Below are 26,684 nucleotides of genomic sequence, written 5' to 3'. Positions count from 1 at the left end.
GCCTAGGTGTGTCTCCAGCACCTGGCCGACGTTCATTCGTCCGGGAACACCCAGGGGGTTCAGGACGATGTCGACCGGCGTGCCGTCCTCGAGGAACGGCATGTCCTCCACGGGGAGGATCTTGGAGATGACGCCCTTGTTGCCGTGACGGCCGGCGAGCTTGTCACCGTCGGTGATCTTGCGCTTCTGGGCCACGTACACGCGGACCAGCTCGTTCACGCCGGGCGGGAGCTCGTCGCCCTCCTCGCGGCTGAACACGCGGACGCCGATGACCTTGCCGGACTCGCCGTGCGGCACCTTCAGCGAGGTGTCGCGGACCTCGCGCGCCTTCTCACCGAAGATCGCGCGCAGCAGCCGCTCCTCCGGGGTCAGCTCGGTCTCGCCCTTGGGCGTGACCTTGCCGACGAGGATGTCGCCGGTCGTGACCTCCGCGCCGATGCGGATGATGCCGCGCTCGTCGAGGTCGGCGAGGACTTCCTCGGAGACGTTCGGGATGTCCCGGGTGATCTCCTCGGGGCCCAGCTTGGTGTCACGGGCGTCGACCTCGTGCTCCTCGATGTGGATCGAGGAGAGCACGTCGTCCTGCACCAGGCGCTGGGACAGGATGATCGCGTCCTCGTAGTTGTGGCCCTCCCACGGCATGAACGCCACCAGCAGGTTCTTGCCGAGCGCCATCTCACCGCTGTCGGTGCAGGGGCCGTCGGCGATGACCTGGCCGACCTCGATCCGGTCGCCCTCGTGCACGATCGGCTTCTGGTTGAAGCAGGTGCCCTGGTTGGAGCGCTTGAACTTCGCGACGCGGTAGGTGGTGCGCGTGCCGTCGTCGTTCATCACGGTGACGTAGTCGGCCGACACCTCCTCGACGACACCGGCCTTCTCGGCGCTGATGACGTCGCCGGCGTCCGTGGCGGCGCGGTACTCCATGCCCGTGCCGACCAGCGGCGCCTCGCTCTTGAGCAGGGGCACCGACTGGCGCTGCATGTTCGAACCCATGAGCGCGCGGTTGGCGTCGTCGTGCTCGAGGAACGGGATCATGGCGGTCGCGACCGACACCATCTGGCGCGGCGAGACGTCCATGTAATCCACGTCGGACGGGTGCACGGCCTCGAACTCGCCGCCCTTGCGGCGGGCGAGCACGCGGGACTCGGCGAACGAACCGTCGGCGTGCAGAGCCGTGTTGGCCTGGGCGACGACGTGCCGGTCCTCCTCGTCCGCGGTCAGGTAGTCGATCTCGTCGGTGACCCGGCCGTCGACGACCCGGCGGTACGGGGTCTCCACGAAACCGAAGGAGTTGACCCGGCCGAAGGACGACAGCGAGCCGATCAGACCGATGTTCGGGCCTTCCGGCGTCTCGATCGGGCACATCCGGCCGTAGTGGGACGGGTGCACGTCACGGACCTCGAAGCCGGCCCGCTCACGGGACAGACCACCCGGGCCCAGGGCCGAGAGGCGACGCTTGTGCGTCAGGCCGGCCAGGGGGTTGGTCTGGTCCATGAACTGGGACAGCTGCGACGTGCCGAAGAACTCCTTGATCGACGCCACGACCGGGCGGATGTTGATCAGGGTCTGCGGCGTGATCGCCTCGACGTCCTGCGTGGTCATGCGCTCGCGGACGACCCGCTCCATGCGGGCCAGACCCAGGCGGACCTGGTTCTGGATGAGCTCGCCCACCGTGCGCAGACGGCGGTTGCCGAAGTGGTCGATGTCGTCCGTCTCGACGATCACCGAGCCGTCGGGACCCATGGTCTCCTCGCCGGCGTGCAGGCGCACGATGTACTCGATCGTGGCGACGATGTCCTCGTCGGTCAGCGTGCCCTGGGTGATGTCGGCGTCGACGCCGAGCTTCTTGTTAATCTTGTAACGCCCGACCTTCGCGAGGTCGTAGCGCTTCGGGTTGAAATAGAGGTTCTCCAGCAGCGTCTGCGCGGACTCCTTGGTCGGAGGCTCGCCCGGACGCAGCTTGCGGTAGATGTCGAGCAGGGCGTCGTCCTGGCCGGAGGTGTGGTCCTTCTCCAGGGTGGCCCGCATCGACTCGTACTGGCCGAAACGCTCCAGGATCTGGTCGTTAGTCCAGCCGAGCGCCTTCAGCAGCACCGTGACGGGCTGCTTGCGCTTGCGGTCGATACGGACGCCGACGCTGTCACGCTTGTCGATCTCGAACTCGAGCCAGGCGCCGCGAGAAGGGATCACCTTGCAGCCGAACAGGTCCTTGTCGGAGGTCTTGTCGACCGACCGGTCGAAGTAGACGCCCGGGGACCGCACCAGCTGGGAGACGACGACACGCTCGGTGCCGTTGATGATGAAAGTGCCCTTCGAGGTCATGAGCGGGAAGTCGCCCATGAACACCGTCTGGCTCTTGATCTCACCGGTGGTGTTATTGATGAACTCCGCCGTGACGAACATCGGGGCGGAGTAGGTCATGTCCTTGTCTTTGCACTCGTCGACCGAGTACTTGGGCGGCTCGAACCGGTGGTCGCGGAACGACAGGGACATGGTTCCGGAGAAGTCCTCGATCGGACTGATCTCCTCGAAGATCTCTTCGAGACCTGACTGGGCCGGAACGTCCTTGCGCCCGGCCTGGCGAGCCGCCTCGACCCGACCCTTCCACTTCTCGTTGCCGAGCAACCAGTCGAAGGACTCGGTCTGCAGGGCGAGAAGGTCGGGAACTTCGAGCGGCTCCTCGATACGTGCGAACGACACGGTACGGGGACCGGCGGGTACGGCGGAGGCGTTGCGCGAGGCTGCCAACAGATGTCCTTCCGAGGGCTCGCGGACTGACTACACGCACGCCAGACGACCATGCAACAGATTACTCACAGAAGCGGGTCGTCAAAGGGCAGCGCAAAGGGGCAGTGTAGCCGATGGGCATACACCTGTCCACTCCGCTCTCGCTCTGCGCTCCACGTTGGTGGCAGCATCACCCGTCAGCGGCGAAACGTCAAGCCCGGAGGCCGACATTTCGGCCGTCGGAGCCCCAGCACGCTGGGTTTTCCCGCTCACATGACGATCCAACGTCACCGGACCCAGACGATACCCGCGAGCCCGTCCGGCTAACGCTCTGTCACGCGGCGAGCCGAACGCTGACCAACGGTCGACACTGCCTGTGGTCGGTATGTCCTCACGTAACTCAGCCCAAACATAGCCTTTGCTAACAATTGAATTAAGGGGCCTGCGGAACGGGCGTGTCACCGAGGAGCGTGGAGAGATCGGAGACCAGCCAGCGGCCGTTCTCCCTGGTCATCACCAGGCGGAGCCGGCTCTGCCCCACCTCCTGGCTCGGCCGGTCCTGCCCGGTTTCACGACCGCTGGTGACGGTGTTCAGGAAGACCAGAATGCGGGCCTCCTCCGCGGTCGCCGACTCGATCGCCGCGGCCGCGACGACCGCCTGCCGTACCTCCTGCCGCTGCCGCGCGAGCCGGGGCAGGGTCGCGGCGAGCCGGGCATAGCGCTCGGAGAGCGCCCCGGTGGTGTGGCTCCTCGCCCGGGCGAGGTCCTCGCCCATCGTCCGGTAGTCGTAGGACAGCATGTCGGCCGCGTAGGAACGGGCGGCGGTCATCGCCTCCCGGCCGGCCGCGACGCCGCCCTGGATGCGGCTCAGGTCCATGTACAGCCAGGCCGCGACGGCGGCGAGCCCGACCGCCGCCGCGGCGAGGAGCGCCGCGAGAAGACGCCTCACTGCACCAGCTCCGACCTGGAGACCAGCCAGCGGTTCCCCACCTTGGTCACCTCCATCCGCCAGCGGTAGGCGCGCTCCTCCGGTCCCTCCCGTCGGCCCCCGTCCTTGTCGCTCCCGCCGTCCGCTCCCCAGCGGATCAACGCGTCGCCGACGACCAGGACCTCGGCCGCGCGTCCCTCGGCCGACATCGAGACGAGGCCCGCCGCGCGCAGCACCCCGGTCTGCGAGACCTCGCGTTCGAGCGCGGCCTGCCTCATCGCGGCCCGGCCCTTCACGTAACCGTCCCGGGCCTGCCCGGTGGAGGTTTCGACAAGTCGCCGCACGTCCTCGTCGACCGTACGGTGGTCGAGGGTGAGCAGGGCGGCCGCGTGGACGGTCGCGGCCCGGACGGCCTCGCGGCGGTCCCACTCGTCCTGCCGCGCCGCGCTCCGGCCCGCTCCGAGCCATACGGCGGACACGGCCAGCCCCGCGACGAGCACCGCCAGTCCCGCTGTCAGCCAGCGTCCCATCGGTGGATCACCCCCGACCATGTCATCGCGCGCCGGAGGGTCCACCGCTACACGACCGGCGCCTTCCACGTGCCGCCGTACGAACGCGAAAAGGGCGGCCACCCGAAGGTGACCGCCCTTTCGCGGTAAGCGTCAGAGTTACTTGACGGTGACGCTGGCGCCGGCGCCCTCCAGGGCAGCCTTGGCCTTCTCCGCCTGCTCCTTGTTGACCTTGCCGTCGAAGACGGGCTTCGGAGCGCCGTCCACGAGGTCCTTGGCCTCCTTGAGACCCAGGCTGGTCAGGGCGCGGATCTCCTTGATGACCTGGATCTTCTTGTCGCCGGCCGACTCGAGGATGACCTCGAACTCGTCCTGCTCCTCGGCCTCCTCGGCGGCCGCGGGGGCGCCCGGGGCAGCGGCGGCGGCGACGGCGACCGGAGCGGCGGCCTTGACGTCGAAGGTCTCCTCGAAGAGCTTCACGAACTCGGACAGCTCAAGGAGGGTCATCTCCTTGAAGGACTCGAGCAGCTCGTCGGTGCTGAGCTTCGCCATGATGGTGTTCCTCCGTTTGGATCTAGCAAAAACGTGCAGGGACCGCGGTGTGCGCTTCCCCCCGGGTCCGCGTGGGCGGACCTACTCGCCGGCCTCTTCGCGCTTGGCGCGCAGGGCCTCGGCCAGTCGAGCCATGTTGGTGGGCAGCGCGGCGAAGGTGGCGGCAGCCTGGGACTGCTTCGCCTTCAGCGCACCGGCCAGCTTCGCGAGGAGGACCTCGCGGGACTCAAGGTCGGCAAGCTTGGTGATTTCGGCGGGGGTCATCGACTTGCCGTCGACGACACCGCCCTTGATCACCAGAAGGGGGTTGGCCTTGGCGAAATCACGCAGACCCTTGGCCGCCTCGACCACGTCGCCCTTGACGAACGCGATCGCGGTCGGGCCCTGGAGCAGATCGTCCAGGGCGTTGATCCCGGCGTTGTTCGCCGCGATCTTGGTCAGCGTGTTCTTCGCCACGGCGAACTTCGCATTCCCACCGAGAGCAACGCGCAGCTCCTTGAGCTGAGCGACGGTGAGACCGCGGTACTCGGTCAGAACGGCGCCGCTGGAGCCCTCGAACTCACTCTTGAGTTCGGCAACCGCGATCGCCTTATCCGCCCTCGCCATGGGCCTCCTTCCAGATGTGCCACCGGCGAAGGCGTCCAGAAAATAGAGGAGCCCCGGCGCAGGCGCACGGGGCTGACACAGGCGCGAGAACACGCCCGGAAGCTCACATCACACCTACGCGGGTCGCCCACAGAGTGGATCCTTCGGTCATCGGACTGATGCAGCCCGACGACGACCGGCGGTCTTCGGCAGACGCCAGCATAGGGTGTCAATCCCCTCTACGCCAAATCAGCCGCCGTGGATGTTCCGCGGCAGCTCCCCGACCTCGCCCGCGGGCGGCGCCTCGATCGCCGCGGTCTCGTTGAACGAGGTGAAGGCAACGGTGGCGTCGAACGCGCCCTGATCCCGGTCGCCCTTCAGTGTGATCTTCCGCGGCAGGCCGTCGGCGTCGATCCACGCGTCGAACTTCATGTCGTCGAGCTCGGCCAGGCCGGCCTCCGCCTTGGCGCGCGCCTCGGGGGCTACCTGCTTCAGGGCCTCGGCCACCGGGAACGTGCCCGAGTAGTGCGTCGTGTCCACGCCGCCCACCTGCTCGCCGCCGACGGGCTTGACGTCCTTGGACGCGGTAAGGAGCGCCACGCTGGTCTTGAGGTCGATCTGCTGGATGCGGCCGAGGATCTCGTCCACGTCGACGCCTCCGGAGGAGCCGACGTTCTTGAGATCCACCTTGATCCACGGCTTGGTGGCGCCCACCAGCGTCTTGAGCGTGTCGGACCGGACGTACACCGTCTCGCCCTGGAGGATCACCCGGAGCCCGCCGGGGACGTTCCGTCCGTCGACGGCGATCTGGTCGAGGGTGAGGTCCGTGGCCAGCGTCGGCTTCTGCTGGTAGCGCATCTTGCCCTGGACGACGCCTGCGCGCCCACCGGCGTCGGAGAAGTTCAGGACGAGGTCCGCGGTGTAGGAGGTGACGTCCTGCGCCTTGTCGGAGGCCTGCTGCAACACCTCGGACGCGGACAACTTCACGTTGCCCAGAGACGTGGCGGCGGGGGCACAGCCCGCGACCCCGATCAGGGCGGCCGCCCCGGCGGCCAGCAGAAGTCGGCGCATGTTTTCGTCCCTTCGGTACAGAACAACTGCCCTCGAGCCTATGGTGCCCGCACCGCCGCCGCGCGATCTGCGAAATATCTCGACATATCCCGCACTCTCGCATCGCAGTCGCGGCGAGGTCCGCACGATCTCACCCCGTACACGCGAGAACCCCCGCCCGGGCGTCCGGACAGGGGTTCTCGTGGCTGGCTGAGATCAGGCGTCGATCTCGGCGGTCATCGCCCGCGTCACGTTCGGGTCGACCGGGATGCCGGGGCCCATGGACGTGGTGAAGGTGACCTTCTTGAGATAGCGGCCCTTGGCGGCCGACGGCTTGAGACGCAGCACCTCGTCGAGGGCGGCGGCGTAGTTCTCCACGAGCTGACGCTCGCCGAAGGACGCCTTGCCGATGATGAAGTGCAGGTTCGCGTGCCGGTCGACACGGAACTCGATCTTGCCGCCCTTGATGTCGGTGACGGCCTTGCCGACGGCCGGGGTCACGGTCCCGGTCTTCGGGTTGGGCATGAGACCACGCGGACCGAGCACGCGGCCGAGGCGGCCGACCTTGCCCATCAGGTCCGGCGTGGCGACGACCGCGTCGAAGTCGAGGCGGCCCTTGGCCACCTCGTCGATCAGGTCGTCGGCGCCCACGATGTCGGCGCCGGCGGCGCGGGCCTCCTCGGCACGGTCGCCGGTCGCGAAGACCAGGACCCGGGCGGTCTTACCGGTGCCGTGCGGGAGGTTGACGGTGCCGCGGACCATCTGGTCCGCCTTGCGCGGGTCGACACCCAGACGCAGGGCGACCTCGACGGTGGCGTCGAACTTGGTGGTCGCGGTCTTCTTCGCCAGCCGGACACCCTCGATCGGGCTGTACAGGCTGTCGCGGTCGACCTGGCCGGCCGCGTTCTTCCAGTTCTTGCTGCGCTTCACTATCGGCTCCTCATGGAGTTCGTGGTCCGGGCCTGCGCGGGCCCTGCCACTGCTTGCCTGCGTCGGTGGAGGTACTACTCGGCGATCGTGATGCCCATCGACCGGGCGGTGCCGGCGATGATCTTCTCAGCGGCCTCGATGTCGTTCGCGTTGAGGTCCTGCATCTTGGTCTCGGCGATCTGACGCAGCTGGTCCTTGGTGAGCTTGCCCACCTTGTCCTTGTGCGGGTTCGCGCTGCCCTTCTGCAGACCGGCGGCCTTCTTGATCAGCTCGGGCGCCGGCGGCGTCTTCGTGACGAAGGTGAAGGTGCGGTCTTCGAAGATGGTGATCTCGACGGGGATGATGTTGCCCCGCTGAGCCTCCGTCGCAGCGTTGTACTGCTTGACGAACTCCATGATGTTGACGCCGTGCGGACCGAGCGCGGTACCGACCGGCGGCGCGGGCGTGGCCTGGCCAGCGGGAAGCTGGACCTTGACCAGTGCCGCGATCTTCTTCTTGGGAGGCATGCTCTCTCCGGGTCCTTGACTACTTGAATCTCACAGCCCGGTCCCTCACCACGTGAGGACACGGCGACACCGAGACCGGTGCCGCCGTCCAGGCTCACCCTCACGACCGTGAGGACGACTAACGAGTTTATGCCAGGCCGTCAGATCTTCGAGACCTGGTTGAACGACAGCTCGACGGGGGTCTCGCGGCCGAAGATGGACACGAGCACCTTGAGCTTCTGCGACTCGACGCTGATCTCGCTGACCGTGGCGGGAAGCGTGGCGAACGGGCCGTCCATGACGGTGACGGACTCGCCGACCTCGAAGTCGACGGTCGCGGCGGTCGCCTTGGACGCGGCCTTCTTCACTTCCTCGGTCGGCTCGGGCGCCAGCAGCTTGGCGACCTCGTCGAGGTTGAGCGGGCTGGGCTTGTTCGAGAGGCCGACGAAGCCGGTGACGCCGGGCGTGTTGCGAACCGCGGCCCAGGACTCGTCGGTGAGGTCCATCCGGACCAGGACGTACCCCGGGAGCACGCGCTCCTTGATCGGAGTCTTCTTGCCGCCCTTGAACTCGGTGATCGTGTGGGTCGGCACCTCGACCTGGAAGATGTAGTCCTCCATGTTGAGGGATCCGGTACGACTCTCGATGTTCTGCTTCACGCGGTTCTCGTAGCCGGCGTAGGAGTGGATCACGTACCACTCGCCGAACTGACCGCGGAGCTGGCGCTTGAACTCCTCGACGGGGTCGACCTCCGGGACGACATCGCCGTCTTCGTCAACCTCAGCCACGGCCTCGCCCGAGTCGGCGTCAACGTCAGCGTCAGCGCCGCCCTCGCCGGCGGCAGCGGTGTCGTCGACCTTCTCTACGGCCTCGTCCGGCTCGGTCTCCCACTCATCGCGGGAGCCATCGACCGGCAGCGGGGACTCGGACACGGTGACTCTTCCTCTTTCGTCGGTGACATGACGTGCGACGGCCAGGGCCGGATCAGGATCCGCCGAAGACCGCCAGCACACCCTTCGTCAGCAGGAAGTCTAGCCCGGACACGATCGCGACCATGATCAGAACAAAGCCGAGGACCACAGAGGTATAAGTGATCAGGTCCTTGCGCCTCGGCCAGATGACCTTGCGCAGTTCGGCGACGACCTGCCGGTAGAAAAGGGCGGGAGAGGTGCGCTTGGCCTTCTTCTCACCGCTTGGCTTGCCTGGCTTTCCTGCGGTCTCACCGCGGGTGTCGATCGCCACAGTCCTCACCTGATCCGTCGTGTCCATCGCAACTTGCGGCGCGCTTTCACGCCTTTGGTGCGCGGACCGCACTCCGCAGGGCACGAGGGACTCGAACCCCCAACCGCCGGTTTTGGAGACCGGTGCGCTACCAATTGCGCTAGTGCCCTAAGCCGTGCACCACAATACCTGAGAAACGGATCGACACCGCCGAACGTTCCCGTCGTGGCCCACTAGACGCTGAAGTGTACGTGGGAATGCCGACTTCGTCGAACCAGATAGTCCGCGCCGCTCAAAGCTACCTTGGGCGGCCGTCCGGATGGTGGATAAGCGCGGAAGGATTCCCGCAGGTCTGAAACGATGGAGGCATGACCCGACCTCGCATCTCCGCGCGCATTTCCGCGATCTCAGAGTCCGCGACGCTGGCCGTGGACGCCAAGGCCAAGGCCATGAAGGCGGCCGGTCGTCCGGTCATCGGCTTCGGCGCCGGCGAGCCCGACTTCCCGACGCCCGACTACATCGTCGAGGCGGCTGTCGAGGCGTGTCGGAACCCCAGGTTCCACAAGTACACGCCGGCCGGGGGCCTGCCTGAGCTGAAGCAGGCGATCGCCGACAAGACGCTGCGCGACTCCGGGTTCCAGGTGGACGCCTCCCAGGTCCTCGTGACCAACGGCGGCAAGCAGGCCGTCTACGAGGCCTTCGCGACCCTGCTCGACCCGGGTGACGAGGTGCTCGTCATCGCTCCGTACTGGACGACCTATCCGGAGGCGATCAAGCTCGCGGGCGGGGTCCAGGTGGACGTGGTCACCGACGAGACGACCGGATACCTCGCGTCGGTCGAGCAGCTCGAGGAGAAGCTGACCGAGCGCACCAAGGTGCTGCTGTTCGTCTCCCCGTCCAACCCGACCGGCGCCGTGTACACGCCCGCGCAGGTCGAGGAGATCGGCCGCTGGGCGCTGGACAAGGGCCTCTGGGTCGTCACCGACGAGATCTACGAGCACCTCGTGTACGGCGACGCCGCCTTCTCCAGCATCGCCACGGCCGTGCCCGAGCTGCGCGAGCGCGTGGTCGTCCTGAACGGCGTCGCGAAGACGTACGCGATGACCGGCTGGCGGGTGGGCTGGCTCGTCGGGCCGTCCGACGTGGTGAAGGCCGCGACCAACCTGCAGTCGCACTCCACCTCGAACGTGTCGAACGTGGCGCAGGCGGCCGCGCTCGCCGCCGTCTCCGGCGACCTCTCCGCGGTGGCGAAGATGCGCGAGGCGTTCGACCGCCGCAGGCAGACGATGGTGCGGATGCTCAACGAGATCCCGGGCGTGGTGTGCCCCGAGCCGCTGGGCGCGTTCTACGCGTACCCGTCGATCAAGGCGCTGCTGGGCAAGGAGATCCGCGGCCGGCGGCCGGCCTCCTCCTCCGAGCTGGCCGAGCTGATCCTCGAAGAGGCCGAGGTGGCGCTGGTGCCGGGTGAGGCGTTCGGCACCCCCGGCTACTTCCGTCTGTCGTACGCGCTGGGCGACGACGACCTGGTCGAGGGCGTCAGCCGGCTCGCCAAGCTGCTCGCGGAAGCGCACTGAGCATCGCCGTCGGAGGGCCCGGACCGTCGTCGGTCCGGGCCCTCCGACGCGGTGGACACACCGCCTACGGCTATCTCACACGCACCTCCCGTACAAGCTGATGGAGCTCGATCTCGCTCGAGAACGCGGTCGAGGACACCGGGTCCTCGACGCCGGCCACCACGACGGCGAGTGCCAGCCCGGCCTGCGGCTCCCACGTGAAGCTCCAGGTCCGCATGGGCAGCGGTCGGCGGTCCACCCGCACGGTTGTGGTGGAGCGGGTCAGGAGCCCGCGGACACCGCCGACGGTCGCGACCTCGGGCTTCGCCCGAAAGACGTCCTTCCGCCATCGTTCGGTACCGACGCCCCTGCCCCGGTGGACGGATATGGCGACGTACCGGCCCTTGCCGGACGGGTGTCCCCAGGACGTGCGGTTGTGGACCTTCCGGCTCCGCGCGGCTCGGGAGGCCCGCTCAAATGCTTCCGCCGATCCGGGGGCGACGACGAGGAGGAGAAGAAAGGCGAGGAAATGGTCGCGCCCCTGCGGAAACCCGACGAAAGCGCAGGGGCGCGGAGGTGCGGAAGGCTCAGTCCTTGACGGTCACCCCCTCGGCGATCTTCTGGATCTCCGCGTCGGCGGCGTCCTGCCCGAGCTTCTGGACGAACACGGGGCTGAACATGAGCTCGATCGTGACGTCGGCGCGCGGGAACCAGACCAGGGTGAGGGTGGTCTCGGGGCTGCTCCCCGCGACCTCGCCGCCCTCCGTGAACGAGCCGAGGTAGCCGTCCTTTCCGCGGATCTTCACCGGGGTGCCGTCCACGCGGTCGCGCCGGGTGCGGGCCGCCTCCCCCTTGTAGACCACGGCCTCCACCGAGTACTCCCCGGTGCCGGCCTTGCTCGGCTCGGCCCAGGTGGTGGCGTAGCTCGTCTTGCCGAAACCGTCCTTGCCCGACCACTTGCCCCATTCGAGGCCGTCCGGCAGGTAGTCCAGGCGGATGCCGCCGAAGGTCCGGCCGTCGCCCAGATCGCCGAGATCCTGGGGCAGCCCGACGTCAGCGGGCTCGGGCGTCTGGTCGGTCTTCGGCGCCGCGGTCGTCGCTATGGTGACCTCCACGCGGGCCCCTTCAGGGGCCACCGTGCCGGCCGCGGGGGTCTGGGCGATGATCGTCCCCGGGGGGTGTTCGTCGTTGAGTATCTTCTTCCCGCCCACCTTGAAACCGGCGGCCTTGAGCACGCCCGCGACGTTCTCGTTGGTCAGGCCGACGACGTCCGGCACGACGTTCCCCGCCAGCGCGCTGTCCTCGCCCACGGGCTGCGACGCTCCGGGTACGGGCGCCCCCACCCCCGCCCGCGACGGCGCCGGGCCGGAGGTCGCGGACAGGTACACCGGCACGGCTCCCGCGACGGCGACCGTCAGCAGCGCCGCTCCCGCCGTACGAAACCGGATCACGTGACGGCGGTTGCGCCGCCGGACCCGCTGCCCCATCGACGGCGGGGCCTGGACAGCGGCCACCCGGGACGCCATCGCCTCCTTCAGTGCCTCTTCGACGTTCATGCCGACGCTCCTTCCAGCGTTGCCAGGCGTGCACGGATTCGTGCCAGGCCGCGCGCGGCCTGGCTCTTGACGGTCCCGACCGAGCAGTCGAGCGACGCCGCCGTCTCGGCCTCGGACATGTCCTCCCAGTAGCGAAGGACCAGTACGGCCCGCATCCGGGCCGGAAGCCTTCCGAGCTCCCCGAGCAGGAGCTCGCGCAGGCCCGGATCCGGGGATTCCACCGGCGTCTCCGGAGGGCTGGCGAAGGTGATCTCCTGGATCACCCGCCTCCTGCGGGCTCTGCTGATGGCGGCGTTCACGACGACCCGGCGCGCGTACGCCTCGGGGTTGTCGTGCCTGATCCGCGGCCAGTGCCGGTACACCTTCTCCAGCGCGCTCTGGACCAGGTCCTCGGCATCGTGGGGGGACGCGCCGCAGACCAGGACCGCGGTGCGGAGCAGTGCGGTGCTTCGCGCGGCCAGGAACTCGTCGAAGGCCGCCTCGTCTTCTTCGGTCATGAGCTCCCCTTTCGCCCGTCCACAACGCGTGAAAGCCGCACCAGGTTGAGACGCGGATGCGGCAGGATATGGAAATGCCGCACTCTCTCGACAAGCTCCCCAAGGCCCACCTGCATCTGCACTTCACCGGCTCGATGCGGCATTCGACGCTGATCGAGCTCGCCCAGGAGCACGGGGTGCACCTTCCCGACGCGCTGGTGCAGGACTGGCCGCCGCAGTTGCACGCGACGGACGAGCGGGGCTGGTTCAGGTTCCAGCGGCTGTACGACATCGCCCGGTCGGTGCTGCGGCGGCCCGAGGACGTCTACCGCCTGCTCAGGGAGGCGGCGGAGGACGAGGCCACCGAGGGGTCGCGCTGGCTGGAGATCCAGGTGGACCCGTCCGGGTACGCCGCCCGTTTCGGGGGGCTGACCTCGACCCTCGAGCTGGTGCTCGACGCCGCGGCGCGGGCCTCGGCCGCCTCGGGCGTGGGCATCGCGGTGATCGTGGCGGCCAACCGCACCCGCCATCCCCTCGACGCCCGCACCCTCGCCCGGCTTGCCGCGCAGTACGCGGGGCGGGGCGTCGTGGGGTTCGGGCTGTCGAACGACGAGCGGCGCGGCCGGGCCCGCGACTACGACGCCGCGTTCCGCATCGCCAAGCGGGCGGGGCTGCTGGCGGTGCCGCACGGAGGGGAGCTGCTGGGCGCGGCCAGCGTCGCGGAGTGCGTCGACGAGCTGGACGCCGACCGTGTGGGACACGGCATCCGCGCGGCCGAGGACGACCGGCTGCTCGAACGCCTCGCCGACCGGCAGATCGCGTGCGAGGTGTGCCCGCTGTCGAACGTCGGGCTCGGCGTGGCCCCCGGTCCACTGGACGTGCCGGTGCGCAAGCTGTTCGACGCGGGGGTCCCGATCGCGTTCGGCGCGGACGACCCGCTGCTGTTCGGGGCCCGGCTGCTCCCGCAGTACGAGCTCGCGCGGGATGTGTACGGCTTCCGGGACGCGGAGGTCGCCGAGCTGGCCCGGCAGTCGATCCGGTCGTCCACGGCTCCCGACTCGCTGAAGAAGGAGCTTCTCGGCGAGATCGACGTCTGGCTCACCCAGCCGGACGGACCCGCTCCCCGGCCCGAAGCATGAAGTCCCGAAGCATGAAGTCCCGAAATACGAGGTCCCTGAATACGAAGTCCCGGAATACGGGGTCCTGAGATCTGAGGTCCGCTCGCGGACGGATCAGGGAGCCGTCGAGGAGCACGCTCAGAGGGGCGCCCGGGCCCGCTTCCTGCCGCCGGTCGGCCGGTCGGGGTCAGTGCCCGGGGCCGGGATGCGGGCGGCCGGACTCGGGCCTGCGCCCGGGATCGCCACAGGCGCGCCGCCTGGGGTGGCGCATCACGCGGCGCAGGGCGAGGGAGTGGTGGCGGTGGCGCCCGGCGACCAGGCGCTCCTCGCCGATCTCGCGGAGCCACTCCCTGCCGTAGTCCCGCATCATGCCGAGCATCCGGAACCGCTGGCCGTGCCGGATCAGGACCGACTTGTCGGCGAGCCGCGAGACCAGGTCGGGCACGCCGCGCAACCGCTCGTCGGCGCAGACGTCCGCGGCGGCGTCGGCGTCGAACGTCCCGGCGAAGACGGAGAGCCGGGCCCACAGCAGCCGCTCCTCCGGCGTGCACAGCTCGTGGCTCCACCCGACGGCCGTGCGCAAGGTCCGGTGCCTGCCCGTACGGCCGCGCCCGGAGAGCAGCGAGAACCGGTCGTCCATGTGGTCGAGCAGCTCGCGGGCCGTCAGGGCGCGCAGCCGGCCTGCGGCGAGCTCCAGCGCGAGGGGGACGCCGTCCAGGCGGCGGCAGAGCCGTAAGACGGCGTCGTCGGAGCATTCGAACCCGGGGCGCACGGCGAGCGCCCGGTCGCGGAACAGCCGCACGGCGTCGCAGTCCTCCGCGGTCACCGGGAGCGGCCGGACGGTGTGGACGCGCTCCCCCGGGAGGCCGAGGGGCTGCCTGCTGGTGACCAGGACGCGTACGCCGGGGGCGGCCCGCAGGATCTGGCCGACCAGGTCGCGGCAGGGGCGGAGGAGGTGCTCGCACGTGTCGAGGATCAGAAGCATCCGGCGGTCGGCGAGGTGCTCGGCGAGGACGTCTCCCTGGGGGCGGGCGGCCTGCTCGGGCAGGCCGATCGCGGAGCCGATCGTGTGGGCCAGGAGGGCGCCGTTGCGCTCGCCGGACAGCTCCACCAGCCAGGCGCCGCCGGGCAGCTCGCCGGCCGCCTTCAGCGCGAGCCGGGTCTTTCCGACGCCCGCCACCCCCGTCAGGGTGACCAGGGGCTCGTCCCGCAGGAGCCGTCCCACCTCGGCCAGGTCCTCGTCCCGTCCCAGGAAGGTGCTCGTCTCGGCGGGCAGGTTGCCTCGCCGCCCCAGCGCATCGATCACCGGATCCGCCCTCTCATGCATGGCGGCCCAGCCAATCATGAGTGCGTAATCGAATGACTACTCTGGGTTGAGGATTGCCCCACCGCGGTGGAGATTCACCATCCGGCGGTGGAGGTTCGGCGGCGAGACGACCCCCCTCGACCCGAACCCGCCGCCGAACCCAGCCGCGACGCCGTCCCCCGCCGCGCGGCGTGTCCGGACGGCTTCCCCCCTACCCGGCCGCCCGGACACGAGAAGTATCCGGAAAGACGCGGTCCGTGACATCGGGACGATGCCCGAGGAGGGTTCAGCGGCGCGCGGAACGGCGTACCGCGACCCAGGCGGCGATCTGCACGCGGGACGACATGCGCAGTTTGGCCAGGATGTTCTCCACGTGGGTGTCGGCCGTCCGCTCGGCGATCATCAGCCGTTCCGCGAGCTCGCGGTTCGACAGGCCGTCCGCGATCAGCTCGGCGACCTGGGACTCCCTCGGGGTGAGGCAGACGCCCTCCTTCGGAGGGTCTCCGAGCGCCCGCCGGTAGGCCGCGCCCAGGTCGAGCGCGGCTCCCTCGGCGAGTGCCGTACGGAAGGAGGGGCCGCCGACGAGGCCGCGGGCGATCTCGGCGCAGGTGGAGTGGCGGGCCCCCCAGTAGGGCGCCTCCTCCAGCCGGATGCCGGTCGAGGCGCCGAGGCCCTCCACCGCTCCCAGCAGCGTCGCGGCGAGCCCGCCCCGGCCGGCGGCGGCCGAGAGCCACGCCTGGACCTCGAACCCGGCGAGCGCCCCCGCCAGGTCGCCGAGGTCGCGGCAGAGCCGGAGCGCCTCCCGGTTGTGCTCCGCGGCCGCGGCCGGGTCGCCGTTCTCCCAGGCGAGTACGGCGAGGCCGTGGTGGGCGACCGACCGGCTCCAGCGGTCTCCGGTGAGCGCGCTCCGCCACATCGCGTCATCGAGGACGTCACGGGCCCGCCCGCCGCCGGATCTGGCCAGGGCGAGGCCCGCCTGGCTGAGGACGCAGGCGGGGCTGCGGCCGAGCAGCCAGGCGGGCCCGGCGCCTCCCCGGGCGGCGAGCACACCGTCGAACCGGCGGGCCGCGTCCTCGTCGTCGCCCGCCGCGAGCGCCACGACCGCGGCCGCGTGGGCGCCCCACACGTCCGCTCCCGGGCCGCGGCGGCATTCCTCCATCCGCGTGCGGGCCCGCCGTACGTCGAAGTGGCGGGCCTCCACCCACGCGGCGGCCCACAGGGCCTTGACGCGGTGCGGGGTCGGCCTTCCACTCGCCGCCAGCGCCCGGTCGAGACAGCGGCGGCCCTCACGGTGGCGGCCGCAGGCGATCCAGAGCGGCCACAGCGTCCCGGCCAGCTCGACCGCGATCCGGGGGTCGCGGGCCAGGGAGTGGTCGAGGGCGGCCAGGAAGTTCGGCAGTTCCTCGGCCATCCGCCGGGCCCAGTCGAGCTGCGCCGGTCCGGTCCACTCCGCCTCGGCCCGGCGCGCGAGCCGCAGGTAGGCGTCCCGGTGGCGGTCGCGGGTCACCTCCTCCTCGCCCAGCTCGCGCAGCCGCTCCGCCCCGTAGTCGCGTACGGCGTGCAGCAGGCGGTAGCGGTCGCCCTCGCGCAGCAGGACGGACTTCTCGACGAGCCGGGCCAGCAGGGCGAACACGTCGCCGCGCGAGAGCGTGTCGCCGGCGCACACCTCCTCGGCCGTCTCGCGTTCGAAGCCGTGGGAGAACACCGACAGCCGGGCCCACAGCAGCCTCTCGCGGGGCTCGCACAGCTCGTGGCTCCAGCCGATCGCGGTACGGAGCGTGCGGTGCCTGCCCTCTCCCGTCCCGGTCTCGGCGCGGCTCAGCAGCCGGAAGCGGTCGGGCAGGCGGGCGCTGATGTCCTGTACGGAGAGCGCCCGCAGCCGGGCCGCGGCCAGCTCGATCGCGAGCGGTATGCCGTCGAGCTCCTCGCAGAGCCGTACGACCTGGGGGCGGTTGGCGGCGTCGAGCACGAAGTCGGGCACGGTGGCGACGGCCCGCTCCGCGAAGAGCGTCACCGCGTCGCCTACGAGCGGGAGGACGCTCACGACGTGCTCGCCCGGCGCGTCGAGGGGCTCTCTGCCCGTGGTCAGGACGCGGAGCCCCGGGCAGCCTTCCAGCAGCGAGCCGACCAGCTCGGCGCACGCGGCCGGCAGATGCTCGCAGGTGTCGAGGACGAGGAGCATCCTCCGGCCCCCGATGCGCGCGGCGAGCGCGGCGGCGTCCGGGTCGTCGGGGGCGTCGCCGTCGCCCGTGTACAGCGTCTCGGCGACCAGCGGCACGAGGTCGCGCGGGTCGCCGATCGAGGAGAGCTCCACCAGCCAGACGCCGTCCGGGAACCGCCGGTGCGCGTCGGCCGCGACTCGGCGGGCCAGCCTGCTCTTGCCGACTCCCGCCGCTCCCGTGAGGGTGACCAGCCGGGCGCGGCCGAGAAGCGCCGCGACGTGTTCCCGCTCGTCCGCACGGCCGACGAAACCGGCCGGCTCGGCGGGCAGGTTCCCGATCACCGGTCGCCCCGCCGCCGCGCCACCCAGGCGGCGACCTGGGTGCGGGAGGAGAAGTTCAGCTTGGCCAGGATGTGCTCCATGTGCGACTCGGCGGTGCGTTTCGAGATCACCAGCTTCTCGGCCACCTCGCGGTTGGACAGGCCGTCCGCGACCAGCTCGGCGACCTCGTGCTCGCGCCGGGTCAGCACCCGGGGCCCGTCCAGGTCGCCCGTACGGCACGGGCCGGGGAGGGGCCGGTCACGGCCGGGGGGCCGGGACGGCAGACCGGCGCCCGCGTGCGGCACCCGGAAGCGGACCGCCCCGCCGCTCTCCTCACGCGCGAGGAGGGACTTGTCGATCAGGCCGATGAGGGCGTCGAGCAGCTCGGCGGGCGGCGGGCCGTCCGGGCAGGCCCGCTCGACGTCGGCCAGGCCGAACGTTCCGGGCGCCGCGGCGATCCGTGACCACACGTGCCGTTCGTCGTCCGAGCACAGTTCCAGGGCGCGGTCCAGGGCCGTCCTGGCGGCCGTCTCGTGGAAGGGGTCGTCGAGCAGCTCCTCGATCGCCCGGTCCGGGTCGGCGCGCAGCCGTTCCGCCGCCAGCTCGATTGTGTGGGGCATCCGTCCGAGCCGCTCGCAGAGCCGGGCGGCGGCCTTCCGGTGCAGGTCCGCGACGCCGCGGCCGGGCGCGCGCCCGGCGAGCAGGGCGACGGCGTCGGCGGGCGGCAGCGGGCCGACGGGGAGGATGTGCTCTCCCACGAGGCCGAGCGAGCGCCGTCCGGTCGCGAGCACGCGCAGGCCGGGCGCGCCCCTGAGCAGCGAGTCGGCGAGCGCCGCACAGGGGCGCGCCAGGCGTTCGACGCCGTCGAGGACGAGCAGGAGGCGGCCGTCCCGCGCCCGGACCGTCTCGGCGGTCGTACGGGCGAGGGTGGCCGGGTCGCGCGCCTGGGACACGTCCACGGTGTGGACCCCGCCGGCGAAGGCCTTGCGCACGCTCCACGCGGCCTCCTCCGCCAGCCGCGACTTCCCGGCGCCGGAGAGCCCGGTCAGCGTCACCAGTCGCGAACGGCCGAGCAGCCGTCTGATCTGTGCGATCTCGGCCCGGCGGCCGAGGAAGGCCGGAAGATCGCGTCGCTCCATCGCAGCCTCGAATCGTGGGGGGACTTCACTGCACCCGGCGCTCCGGTTCACGAATGGTAACCCCGGCATCGCACACGGGAACGGGCGTTTCACCGGTTGCCATACGGGAACGGGAATCCGCCGTCCGAGGCGGGCATTAGACTCGGCGCCACTGCCAGCACGCGCGAACGAGGATTGTATGTCTGGGTATGACCGGGTAGTCCAGCCGGCGGCTGGAGACGAGGCACTGGAGAACCACCTCGGTGGGGACGAGGCCAAGAACTACCGGCAGTACGAGTTCGACATGGTCGCGCCGCACGTGGGCCGCTCTGTCCTGGAGATCGGATCGGGTCTCGGACACTTCGCGGAGCAGTTCCTCCCCCGGCTCGACCGGCTCGTGGTGAGCGACTTCGACCCCTACTGCGTGGAGCAGCTCAACAAGCGCTTCGCCGGCCGCGAGGACATCTCGGTCCTCCAGTTCGGCCTGCCGACGGAGATCCCCCTGGACGACCCCGTCGACACGGTGATCATGATGAACGTCCTGGAGCACATCGAGGAGGACGTCGAGGCGCTGCGCTCCCTCGCCAAGGTGACCAGGCCGGGCGGCCGCATCATCATCTGGGTGCCCGGCTACATGCAGCTCTACGGCGACTTCGACCGCAAGGTCGGCCACGTCACCCGGTACACGCCCGCGACGCTGGGCCGTACGGTCGTCGCCGCCGGGTTGCGGCCCCAGGTGCTCAAGCCGATCAACTTCCTGGGCGGCATCGCCTGGTGGGCGGCCGTACGGCGGGGCGGGGTCGGCTATCCGGACCCGCGGCTGGTCAAGATCTACGACCGGACCGTCGTCCCGACCACGCGGTTCCTCGAGCGGTTCTTCCGGCCTCCTTTCGGCCAGACGGTCTTCTGCGTCGCCCGCGTCCCCGGCTAGTCGTTCCCGGCCGATCGCTCGCTTTACGAGCATGAGCCTGGCGGTCACACGATCTGGTGTTCCGTGACGGATCAGGTCCGTCAGCGTCCGGGGCTTGCCCGATTCCTGGGGGTTTGCGGGGCTACTCGCGGGTAGCACCAAGGCATCCACTGCCTCAGGAGGTCGTCATGACCGAATACGCCAAGGCACGCGAGGTGGCCGAGCAGGCCCGCGAGACGGAATGGACCCGCCCGAGCTTCGGCAAGCAGCTCTTCCTCGGAGACTTCCGGCTGGATCTCGTCCATCCCGCGCCCCGGCTCACCGAGCGGCAGACGCGGAACGGCGAGCGGTTCCTCCAGGCGCTCACCGCTTTCCTGCGCGACAGCGTCGATCCCGTGGTCATCGAACGTTCGGCCGTCATCCCGGACGAGGTGATCAAGGGCTTGCGCGGCATCGGCGCGTTCGGCATGACGATCGACGAGCAGTACGGCGGGCTCGGTCTGAGCCACCTGTACTACTGCCGGGCGCTCATGCTCGTGGCGTCCTACTCCCCCGCGCTCGCCGCGCTACTGTCGGCGCACCAGTCCATCGGAGTGCCGCAACCGCTCAGGCTCTTCGGCACGCCCGAGCAGAAGGAGCGCTTCCTGCCGAGATGCGCCCACGGCGAGATTTCAGCGTTTCTCCTGACAGAGCCGGACGTGGGGTCGGACCCGGCCCGGCTGGCGACGACCGCCGTACGCGACGGCGACGCGTACGTGCTCGACGGCGTCAAACTGTGGACGACCAACGGCGTCGTGGCCGACCTGCTCGTCGTCATGGCCAGGACCGGCACGCGGATCTCCGCCTTCGTCGTCGAGGCCGACTCCCCCGGCATCACCGTCGAGCGCCGCAACGCGTTCATGGGCCTGCGCGGCATCGAGAACGGCGTGACCCGCTTCCACAAGGTCAGGGTCCCGGCGGAGAACCTCATCGGCCGCGAGGGGCAGGGCCTGAAGATCGCTCTGACCACGCTGAACACGGGACGGCTGTCGCTTCCCGCCACCTGCGCCGGAGCGACCAAGTGGGCCGCCAAGATCGCCCGCGAGTGGGGCGCGGAACGCGTCCAGTGGGGCCGCCCGATCGGCGAGCACGAGGCCGTGGGCCGCAAGATCTCGTTCATCACCGCCACCGCGTACGCCGTGGAGGCCGTGGTGGACCTGGCCGGCCGCCTCGCCGACGACGAGAGCAACGACATCCGAATCGAGGCCGCCCTGGCCAAGCTGTACGGCTCGGAGATGGCCTGGCAGGTCGCGGACGAGCTGGTGCAGATCAGGGGCGGGCGCGGCTACGAGACGGCGGAGTCGCTGCGGGCCCGCGGCGAGCGGGGTGTGCCGGCCGAGCAGATGCTGCGCGACCTGCGCATCAACCGCATCTTCGAAGGCTCCACCGAGATCATGCACCTGCTCATCGCCCGCGAGGCCGTGGACGCGCACCTCTCGGTCGCCGGGGACCTCATCGACCCGAAGGCCGATCTGCGGGCCAAGGGCCGGGCCGCGACCCGGGCCGGCGGGTTCTACGCCCGCTGGTTGCCGGGGCTGGTGACGGGGGCCGGTCAGCTCCCGAACTCCTACTCGGAGTTCGGGCCGCTCGCCCACCACCTGAGGTACGTCGAGCGGACCTGCCGCAAGCTCGCCCGGTCCACCTTCTACGGCATGTCGCGCTGGCAGGGGAGGCTGGAGCACCGCCAGGGCTTCCTGGGCCGGATCGTCGACATCGGGGCGGAGCTGTTCGCGATCACCGCGACCTGCGTCCGTGCCCAGGAGGACGCGTCCATGCACGGGCGCGCCGCGCTGGAGATCGCGGACACGTTCTGCCGCCAGGCGCGGCTGCGCGCGGACGCGCTGTTCACCCGGCTGTGGGTCAACTCCGACACCGACGACGTGCGGCTCGCCCGCCGGATCCTCGCCGGCCGCTACACGTTCGTGGAGGAGGGCGTCCTGGACGCCTCGACGGACGGCCCGTGGATCGCGTCCGGCGCTCCGGGCAAGACGACCGCGAAGGACGTCCACCGCACCATCCCGTCATAACGCGGCGTCCCGTTCATGAGGAAAGGGTGTCCCGGCCGTGGCCGGAACACCCTTTTCCTTCCCGTCCGGGCGGACGGTGTGGGCTCAGAGGCGCTCGATGATGGTGACGTTGGCCTGGCCGCCGCCCTCGCACATCGTCTGCAGGCCGTAGCGGCCGCCGGTGCGCTCCAGCTCGTGCAGGAGCTTGGTCATGAGGACGGCGCCGGTGCCGCCCAGGGGGTGGCCGAGGGCGATGGCGCCGCCGTTCGGGTTGGTCCTGGCCGGGTCGGCGCCGATCTCCTTGAGCCACGCGAGCGGCACCGGGGCGAACGCCTCGTTGATCTCGACGACGTCGATGTCGTCGATGCTCAGCCCGGCCTTGTCGAGGGCCTTCCTGGTCGCGGGGATGGGCGCAGTCAGCATGTAGACGGGGTCGTCGCCGGTGAGCGCCAGCGTGACGATGCGGGCACGGGGCACCAGGCCGTGCTCGCGCACCGCGCGCTCCGACGCGATCAGCACCGCCCCCGAGCCGTCGGAGATCTGCGACGAGGTGGCCGCGGTGATCCTCCCGCCCTCGCGCAGGGTCTTGAGCTGGGCCATCTTCTCCAGCGTGGTGTCCGGGCGGGGGCCCTCGTCGTCCTCGACGCCGTTGACGGGGGCGATCTGCTCCTTGAAATGGCCGTTCGCGACCGCCTTCGCCGCCCGCTGGTGGCTCTCGTAGGCGTACCGCTCCAGCTCGTCGCGGCTCAGGTTCCACTTCTCGCACATCAGCTCGGCGCCGCGGAACTGCGAGATCTCCTGGTTGCCGTACCGTTCGACCCATTTCTCCCCGAAGGGGAACGGCATGCCCTTCTCCAGCGCGGCGGTGATGCTCGACCCCATGGGGACGATCGACATCGACTCGACGCCCGCCGCCACGACCAGGTCCTGGGTGCCGGACAGGATCCCCTGCGCGGCGAAGTGGATCGCCTGCTGCGAGGAGCCGCACTGCCGGTCGATGGTGACTCCGGCGACATTCTCCGGCAGGCCGGCCGAGAGCCAGGCGTTGCGGGCGATGTCCATCGACTGCGGGCCGATCTGCATGACGCAACCCATGATCACGTCATCCACGGCGGACGGGTCGACGCCGGTGCGCTCGACCAGCGCCTGGAGCGTGTGCGCGGCCAGGTCGGTCGGGTGGACCGTCGACAGGCCGCCCTTCTTCTTGCCGACGGGGGTGCGGACCGCCCCGACGATGTACGCCTCTGCCACAATGCCTCCCACGGAAAACCGAGCATTGTTCGGTTACTCAGGAGGCTACAACAGAACGTTCGTCGACGCCTGCCCCGAAATGAGAGTTAACCGGAGCAATACCCGGAATCGTCCTGATCCACAGAAGACCGGTCGCCTGTTCAGCCGGCCAGGCGGGTGCTCGTCATGGTGGCGTACACGATCACGTTGTCCACGTAGTGGCCCGTGCTCCTGTTGTACGACCCGCCACAGGTGATCAGCCGCAGCTCGGCGTTGTCCCGGGAGCCGTAGACCCGTTCCGTCGGGAAGGTCTGCTTGTTCGCCTGCTCGACCCCGCCGACCGTGAAGACGGCCACCGTGCCGTCCATCCGGACGACCTCGATCGTGTCGCCGTTCTTGAGCTCGTGCAGCCGGGTGAAGACCGCGCTGCGCGTCATGGTGTCCTTGTGGCCCAGCATCACCGCGGGGCCCGGCTCACCCGCCGTGGGGCCGCCGCGGTACCACCCGACGAGGTTGTGGTTGCTGATCGGCGGCGTCTCGATGGCGCCGCTCTTGTCCGTGCCCACGGACTTGATCGGCGCGTTGACCCCGAGCTTCGGGATGATCAGCCGCCGGGGCGTCGCCGGCTGCATCGCGGGAGCCGGGGGAAGCGGCGGCACCGGCGGAGGCGCGGTCGCGGCCGCCTGCGTCAGCGGCTGGTCGGTGCCGCCCGGCCCCACCGTAGGGGCCAGGCCGTCCGACTTGATCTTCAAGGTCTGCCTGGCCGGCGACTCGTACTCCTCAGGTGAGCCGAGGATGAAGAACACACCGATGATCACGGTGACGATGCCCGCGACCGCCGCCATGATCAGCACCCCGCGGATGGCCGGCGTGCCGCCGGCCCGCGGCTGCGGCTCCGGCTCCTGGTACGCCTGCGGATACACGACCGGGGCCGCGTGGAACACCGGCTGGCCGTACATCGGCTGCGGCTGCACGGGGGCGCCGTAGGGCGGCACAGGCTGGCCCGGCGGGTACTGACCGGGCGGGTACTGGCCCGGCGGCGGCGTGGTCACTGCCCCGCCTCACCGCTCCGCGGTGCGGCGCCGCGCCCGCAGCACGAGCCCTCCGGTGGCCGCCGCCAGGACGAGGGCGGTTCCGGTGAGCACGAACATCCGCCCGTCCGGTCCCGCGTCCGCGCCGCCCCCGGTGGCCGCGCCGCCACCCGGCGTCTTGGTGACCTGGACGTCGTCGTCCTTCGACGGCGACGCCGTCACGGTCACGCGGACGGTATGCGTACCGAGGGGGCTCGACGTCGGAGTCGGGGTCGGCGTGGGTGTTGGGGTCGGCGTGCTGGACGGCGAGGGGCTGGGCGAGTGGCTCCCGGAGGCGTTCACCGGGACAGTCGCCATGGCCGGCACCGTCTTGTCGCCCGTCGTCGCGAGCACGCAGTTGTACAGCGGCGCGGGAGTGGCCGCCGCGCCGTCGGCGGCGGGCTTCACCACGTTCAGCGCGAAGTCCTCGGCGGAGAGCACGATCGACGAGGCGCCCGCGGAGGGGGTGATGGTCAGCGTCGCCATGGGCAGCGCCCCGAGCGCGGCATCCTTGGCTATCAGGGCCGCCACCGACGCGGACGGCGAGGGCGAGGAGACCGCCGCCGTCGCGCCGGCCGGGCTCACCGACGCCACGACCGTCGGGTGGAGCTGGATCCACGCGCCCGCCGGGATCTCCTCCGGGGCCGTCAGCGGGGAACCGGCCGGCGCCGTGATGCTGAGCGTGGCGGTGAACTGGGTCCCGATCGTCGCGGACGCCGGAGCCGTCAGCGTCACCGAGAAGTCATGGTTCACCGCCGCCTGGGGCTGGCCGCCCACATACGGGATGCAGCTGTACGTCACCGTCCTACTGTCCGCGAGAGCCCCGGCCGCCGAGAAGGCGCCGATCAGGACGGCTGCGCTGGCTGCTCCGGCGGCGGCCTTCGTGGCGATACGACGCCGTGCCTTTGACTTCAGCACTTCCTTCACTCCCGTGGTCGGTTTCGGTCTGGGCTTTACCAGACGTACCAGGATGCCGATCTCGCGTCTCAGTTAGGTAGAGATCCTATGAACTCTGCCTGGGAATCGCCTCATATGTAGGGAAACAGAGTCAAGAAAGCCTTCGGGCGCCCATGTCTCACCGATCGGCGCGGCGCAGCACCACGTACCCCTCACGGTCGTAAACCGCCTGGTAGCCCTGCTGGACCAGCTCCCCGACGCGGGCCCGCTGCGCCTCGGGCGAGTTGAACGGGAAAACCGGGCGGTTCACGTCGGCGACCACCCAGGGGGCCATCCGGGCCTCGGGACCCCAGACGATGACGGTCGCCCGCGCGGTCAGTGCGGGGCCGATCTCGTTCGCCGCTTCCACCACCACACCGGACGGCACCAGGGCAGACGCCTCCGCGGCGGCGACCGCCCGCGCGTCACGCCGGTAGAAATCGGGGTGCAGCAACTGGCCGAACCCGAACCGCGGCACCAGCGTCAGCGCGATCGCCGCCACACACGCGGCCCAGGCGACCGTCGCCACCCGCCCGTCGATCCCCGGCCACCGCTTCCTGACGATCCGGACGACGCGTACGACACCGTCCACTCCCGCGCACAGGAGGATCGCGACCACGAACGCGTTGTACTGGTGGTCCGGCACCCACCACGCCGGGCGGTCCGACAGCAGGCGCTCCAGCACGTGCGGGACCGCGATCAGCGTCAGCGGCGAGAACAGGCACGCGAACAGCACCGGCCACCCGAGCAGCACCAGCGTGTCGACCTTGCCCTCGTTGTCGACCAGCAGCGCCAGCGTCTGGAGCGGATGGGTGGCGATGTTCACGATCAGCTCACCCGCGTTCCGGCCGAGATGCCCGTAGGCCCAGAAGTCCCCGGTGTCCCCGCCGAGCATCGGGATCAGGGCGCCGCGCACCAACCCCGTCCACGCCGCGCCGATCAGCGCGACGCACACGCCGTCGAACCGTCGGCCGGTGACGACCAGATAGGCGCCGAAGCCGATGACGGCGAGGCCCATGTCCTCCTTGACCAGCAGCAACGCGAACATGCACAGGAACGACACGAGGTACCGGCGCGCCTGGAAGCGCTCGATCATGGCGGCGGTCAGCACCGGCACGAACGCGACCTCGTGGATGTCGAAGTCGGCGGCCTCGGCGATCGGCCACGACAACGCGTACGCCACCGCAACCAGATATGCGGCGCCGATCCCGAGCGACCTGCGCGCGTACAGCCACAGGAACGGGATCGCCAGCGCGAAGAGCACCGCCTGCGCGAGGATCAGCGTCTCCGGGCCGTCGCGCAGCCAGTACAGCGGGGCCAGCACCGCCAGGATCGGCGAGAAATGGTCGCTGAGCTGGAGGTAGTCCATCCCCCGCCCGTTGAGCATGCCGACCGCGGGGCTGACCGGCGCGGAGAAGTGGGCGTATCCCCGCACCGCCTGGTCGAAGATGACCAGATCGAAGGTGGTCGCCCGGAACGTGTGCAGCCGGACCATCCCCAGCAGCTCGTACACGAGCGCCGCGACCGCGGTGATCAGGCCGACGCGGTACCGGTGTCGCGACCACACCCGCCGATGCCGATCACCGCTGCCCGGACCACACGTCGCGTCGCCACCCGGCGCCGGGGACCCCGGGTCCTCCCCAGAGGTCGAGGAGGTGGACCCGCCGTCGCGGCTGGGCGCCTCCCGTCCGGTGACCGCTCCGGCCCCGCCGTCCGGGCCGGAATCGTCCTCGGCCGCGGCCGGGTCACCCGCTCCGGGCGGCCCGGGGTCGTCCTCCTCCGGGACGGACGTGTCGGGACGGACCGGGCGGGCCGCGCCGGAGCCGTCGCCTTCGGCGAGCGGCGTGGGCGGCGTGGAGGCCGCGGACCGTGGGGACGAAGCGGACGGGGAGCCCAC

General features: G+C 70.4%; 24 protein-coding genes and 1 tRNA gene. 4 read left to right on the top strand and 21 right to left on the bottom strand.

Features of this window, described 5'->3' with window-relative positions:
• The 11 genes from rpoB to AWQ70_RS12715 form a co-directional block, all read right to left on the bottom strand.
• A partial coding sequence (rpoB, locus tag AWQ70_RS12765) for a DNA-directed RNA polymerase subunit beta (protein ID WP_245646930.1) occupies positions 1-2,748 on the bottom strand: 2,748 nt, incomplete at its 3' end.
• A gap of 412 nt (positions 2,749-3,160) precedes the next feature.
• Positions 3,161-3,676 carry an Rv1363c family protein gene (locus tag AWQ70_RS12760; RefSeq protein WP_067174788.1) on the bottom strand — a complete coding sequence of 172 codons (516 nt, stop codon included), beginning with the start codon at positions 3,674-3,676 and terminating at the stop codon, positions 3,161-3,163.
• Positions 3,673-4,185, bottom strand: a complete 513-nt coding sequence (locus AWQ70_RS12755; protein ID WP_067174786.1) for an Rv1363c family protein — start codon at positions 4,183-4,185, stop codon at positions 3,673-3,675. The genes AWQ70_RS12760 and AWQ70_RS12755 overlap by 4 nt, the downstream gene beginning before the upstream one ends.
• 138 nt (positions 4,186-4,323) lie before the next feature.
• Entirely contained in the window at positions 4,324-4,716 is a 393-nt protein-coding gene (rplL, locus tag AWQ70_RS12750; protein WP_067174782.1) for a 50S ribosomal protein L7/L12, read from the bottom strand.
• Positions 4,717-4,797: 81 nt separating this feature from the next.
• On the bottom strand, positions 4,798-5,322 hold the full coding sequence (gene rplJ, locus AWQ70_RS12745; RefSeq protein WP_067174779.1) for a 50S ribosomal protein L10: 525 nt from the start codon (positions 5,320-5,322) through the stop codon (positions 4,798-4,800).
• Between the two features lie 228 nt (positions 5,323-5,550).
• The gene (locus AWQ70_RS12740) at positions 5,551-6,372 is read right to left on the bottom strand and encodes an SCO4651 family lipoprotein (protein WP_084516930.1); all 822 of its coding nucleotides are present in this window, start codon (positions 6,370-6,372) and stop codon (positions 5,551-5,553) included.
• Between the two features lie 195 nt (positions 6,373-6,567).
• Positions 6,568-7,281: a 50S ribosomal protein L1 gene (gene rplA / locus AWQ70_RS12735; protein ID WP_218004511.1), complete on the bottom strand. Its 714-nt coding sequence runs from the start codon at positions 7,279-7,281 to the stop codon at positions 6,568-6,570.
• Positions 7,282-7,355: 74 nt separating this feature from the next.
• Complete coding sequence (gene rplK, locus AWQ70_RS12730; RefSeq protein ID WP_067174772.1) at positions 7,356-7,787, bottom strand: 50S ribosomal protein L11; 432 nt, start codon at positions 7,785-7,787, stop codon at positions 7,356-7,358.
• A gap of 140 nt (positions 7,788-7,927) precedes the next feature.
• Positions 7,928-8,698, bottom strand: coding sequence for a transcription termination/antitermination protein NusG (gene nusG / locus AWQ70_RS12725; RefSeq protein ID WP_067174770.1), 771 nt, complete (start codon positions 8,696-8,698; stop codon positions 7,928-7,930).
• A gap of 52 nt (positions 8,699-8,750) precedes the next feature.
• Positions 8,751-9,008 carry a preprotein translocase subunit SecE gene (gene secE, locus AWQ70_RS12720; protein WP_067175019.1) on the bottom strand — a complete coding sequence of 86 codons (258 nt, stop codon included), beginning with the start codon at positions 9,006-9,008 and terminating at the stop codon, positions 8,751-8,753.
• A gap of 76 nt (positions 9,009-9,084) precedes the next feature.
• Positions 9,085-9,157: transfer RNA gene (locus tag AWQ70_RS12715), tRNA-Trp, on the bottom strand.
• A gap of 198 nt (positions 9,158-9,355) precedes the next feature.
• On the opposite strand from AWQ70_RS12715, the gene AWQ70_RS12710 reads away from it, so the two are divergent.
• Positions 9,356-10,561 (top strand): pyridoxal phosphate-dependent aminotransferase, encoded by a 1,206-nt coding sequence (locus AWQ70_RS12710; protein WP_067174768.1) that lies wholly within the window; start codon positions 9,356-9,358, stop codon positions 10,559-10,561.
• 70 nt (positions 10,562-10,631) lie between these two features.
• Here AWQ70_RS12710 and AWQ70_RS38810 read toward each other — a convergent pair whose 3' ends face one another.
• From AWQ70_RS38810 to AWQ70_RS12700, 3 genes are all read right to left on the bottom strand, one after another.
• Complete coding sequence (locus AWQ70_RS38810) at positions 10,632-10,799, bottom strand: hypothetical protein (RefSeq protein ID WP_157530035.1); 168 nt, start codon at positions 10,797-10,799, stop codon at positions 10,632-10,634.
• Between the two features lie 328 nt (positions 10,800-11,127).
• The gene (locus tag AWQ70_RS12705; protein ID WP_067174766.1) at positions 11,128-12,096 is read right to left on the bottom strand and encodes a PASTA domain-containing protein; all 969 of its coding nucleotides are present in this window, start codon (positions 12,094-12,096) and stop codon (positions 11,128-11,130) included.
• On the bottom strand, positions 12,093-12,593 hold the full coding sequence (locus AWQ70_RS12700; RefSeq protein ID WP_067174763.1) for a SigE family RNA polymerase sigma factor: 501 nt from the start codon (positions 12,591-12,593) through the stop codon (positions 12,093-12,095). The genes AWQ70_RS12705 and AWQ70_RS12700 overlap by 4 nt, the downstream gene beginning before the upstream one ends.
• Positions 12,594-12,661: 68 nt before the next feature.
• Between AWQ70_RS12700 and AWQ70_RS12695 the strand changes: the two genes are divergently transcribed.
• Positions 12,662-13,711 (top strand): adenosine deaminase, encoded by a 1,050-nt coding sequence (locus AWQ70_RS12695; RefSeq protein WP_174552385.1) that lies wholly within the window; start codon positions 12,662-12,664, stop codon positions 13,709-13,711.
• Between the two features lie 166 nt (positions 13,712-13,877).
• On the opposite strand, the gene AWQ70_RS12690 is transcribed toward AWQ70_RS12695, so the two are convergent.
• The 3 genes from AWQ70_RS12690 to AWQ70_RS40485 form a co-directional block, all read right to left on the bottom strand.
• Positions 13,878-14,996, bottom strand: a complete 1,119-nt coding sequence (locus tag AWQ70_RS12690; RefSeq protein WP_067174756.1) for an ATP-binding protein — start codon at positions 14,994-14,996, stop codon at positions 13,878-13,880.
• A gap of 286 nt (positions 14,997-15,282) precedes the next feature.
• Entirely contained in the window at positions 15,283-17,499 is a 2,217-nt protein-coding gene (locus AWQ70_RS12685; RefSeq protein WP_084516928.1) for an ATP-binding protein, read from the bottom strand.
• On the bottom strand, positions 17,496-18,617 hold the full coding sequence (locus AWQ70_RS40485; protein WP_067174753.1) for a LuxR C-terminal-related transcriptional regulator: 1,122 nt from the start codon (positions 18,615-18,617) through the stop codon (positions 17,496-17,498). The genes AWQ70_RS12685 and AWQ70_RS40485 overlap by 4 nt, the downstream gene beginning before the upstream one ends.
• 178 nt (positions 18,618-18,795) lie before the next feature.
• On the opposite strand from AWQ70_RS40485, the gene AWQ70_RS12675 reads away from it, so the two are divergent.
• Both AWQ70_RS12675 and AWQ70_RS12670 read left to right on the top strand, forming a co-directional pair.
• A complete protein-coding gene (locus AWQ70_RS12675; RefSeq protein ID WP_067174751.1) occupies positions 18,796-19,527 on the top strand; it encodes a class I SAM-dependent methyltransferase in 732 nt (243 codons plus the stop codon).
• 167 nt (positions 19,528-19,694) lie between these two features.
• Entirely contained in the window at positions 19,695-21,572 is a 1,878-nt protein-coding gene (locus tag AWQ70_RS12670; protein WP_067174749.1) for an acyl-CoA dehydrogenase family protein, read from the top strand.
• Between the two features lie 84 nt (positions 21,573-21,656).
• On the opposite strand, the gene AWQ70_RS12665 is transcribed toward AWQ70_RS12670, so the two are convergent.
• From AWQ70_RS12665 to AWQ70_RS12645, 4 genes are all read right to left on the bottom strand, one after another.
• A complete protein-coding gene (locus AWQ70_RS12665) occupies positions 21,657-22,802 on the bottom strand; it encodes an acetyl-CoA C-acetyltransferase (RefSeq protein WP_067174747.1) in 1,146 nt (381 codons plus the stop codon).
• Positions 22,803-22,942: 140 nt separating this feature from the next.
• Positions 22,943-23,833 (bottom strand): class F sortase, encoded by an 891-nt coding sequence (locus tag AWQ70_RS12660; protein ID WP_067174745.1) that lies wholly within the window; start codon positions 23,831-23,833, stop codon positions 22,943-22,945.
• A gap of 9 nt (positions 23,834-23,842) precedes the next feature.
• Positions 23,843-24,769: a hypothetical protein gene (locus AWQ70_RS38800; RefSeq protein ID WP_218004510.1), complete on the bottom strand. Its 927-nt coding sequence runs from the start codon at positions 24,767-24,769 to the stop codon at positions 23,843-23,845.
• 157 nt (positions 24,770-24,926) lie between these two features.
• Complete coding sequence (locus tag AWQ70_RS12645) at positions 24,927-26,684, bottom strand: DUF2079 domain-containing protein (protein WP_245646929.1); 1,758 nt, start codon at positions 26,682-26,684, stop codon at positions 24,927-24,929.

This window comes from Microtetraspora niveoalba (genome assembly GCF_001570405.1).
GTDB lineage: Bacteria > Actinomycetota > Actinomycetes > Streptosporangiales > Streptosporangiaceae > Microtetraspora > Microtetraspora niveoalba.
Note: the sequence above shows the minus strand (reverse complement) of the source record. Positions and strands in the feature narration are given on the sequence as shown.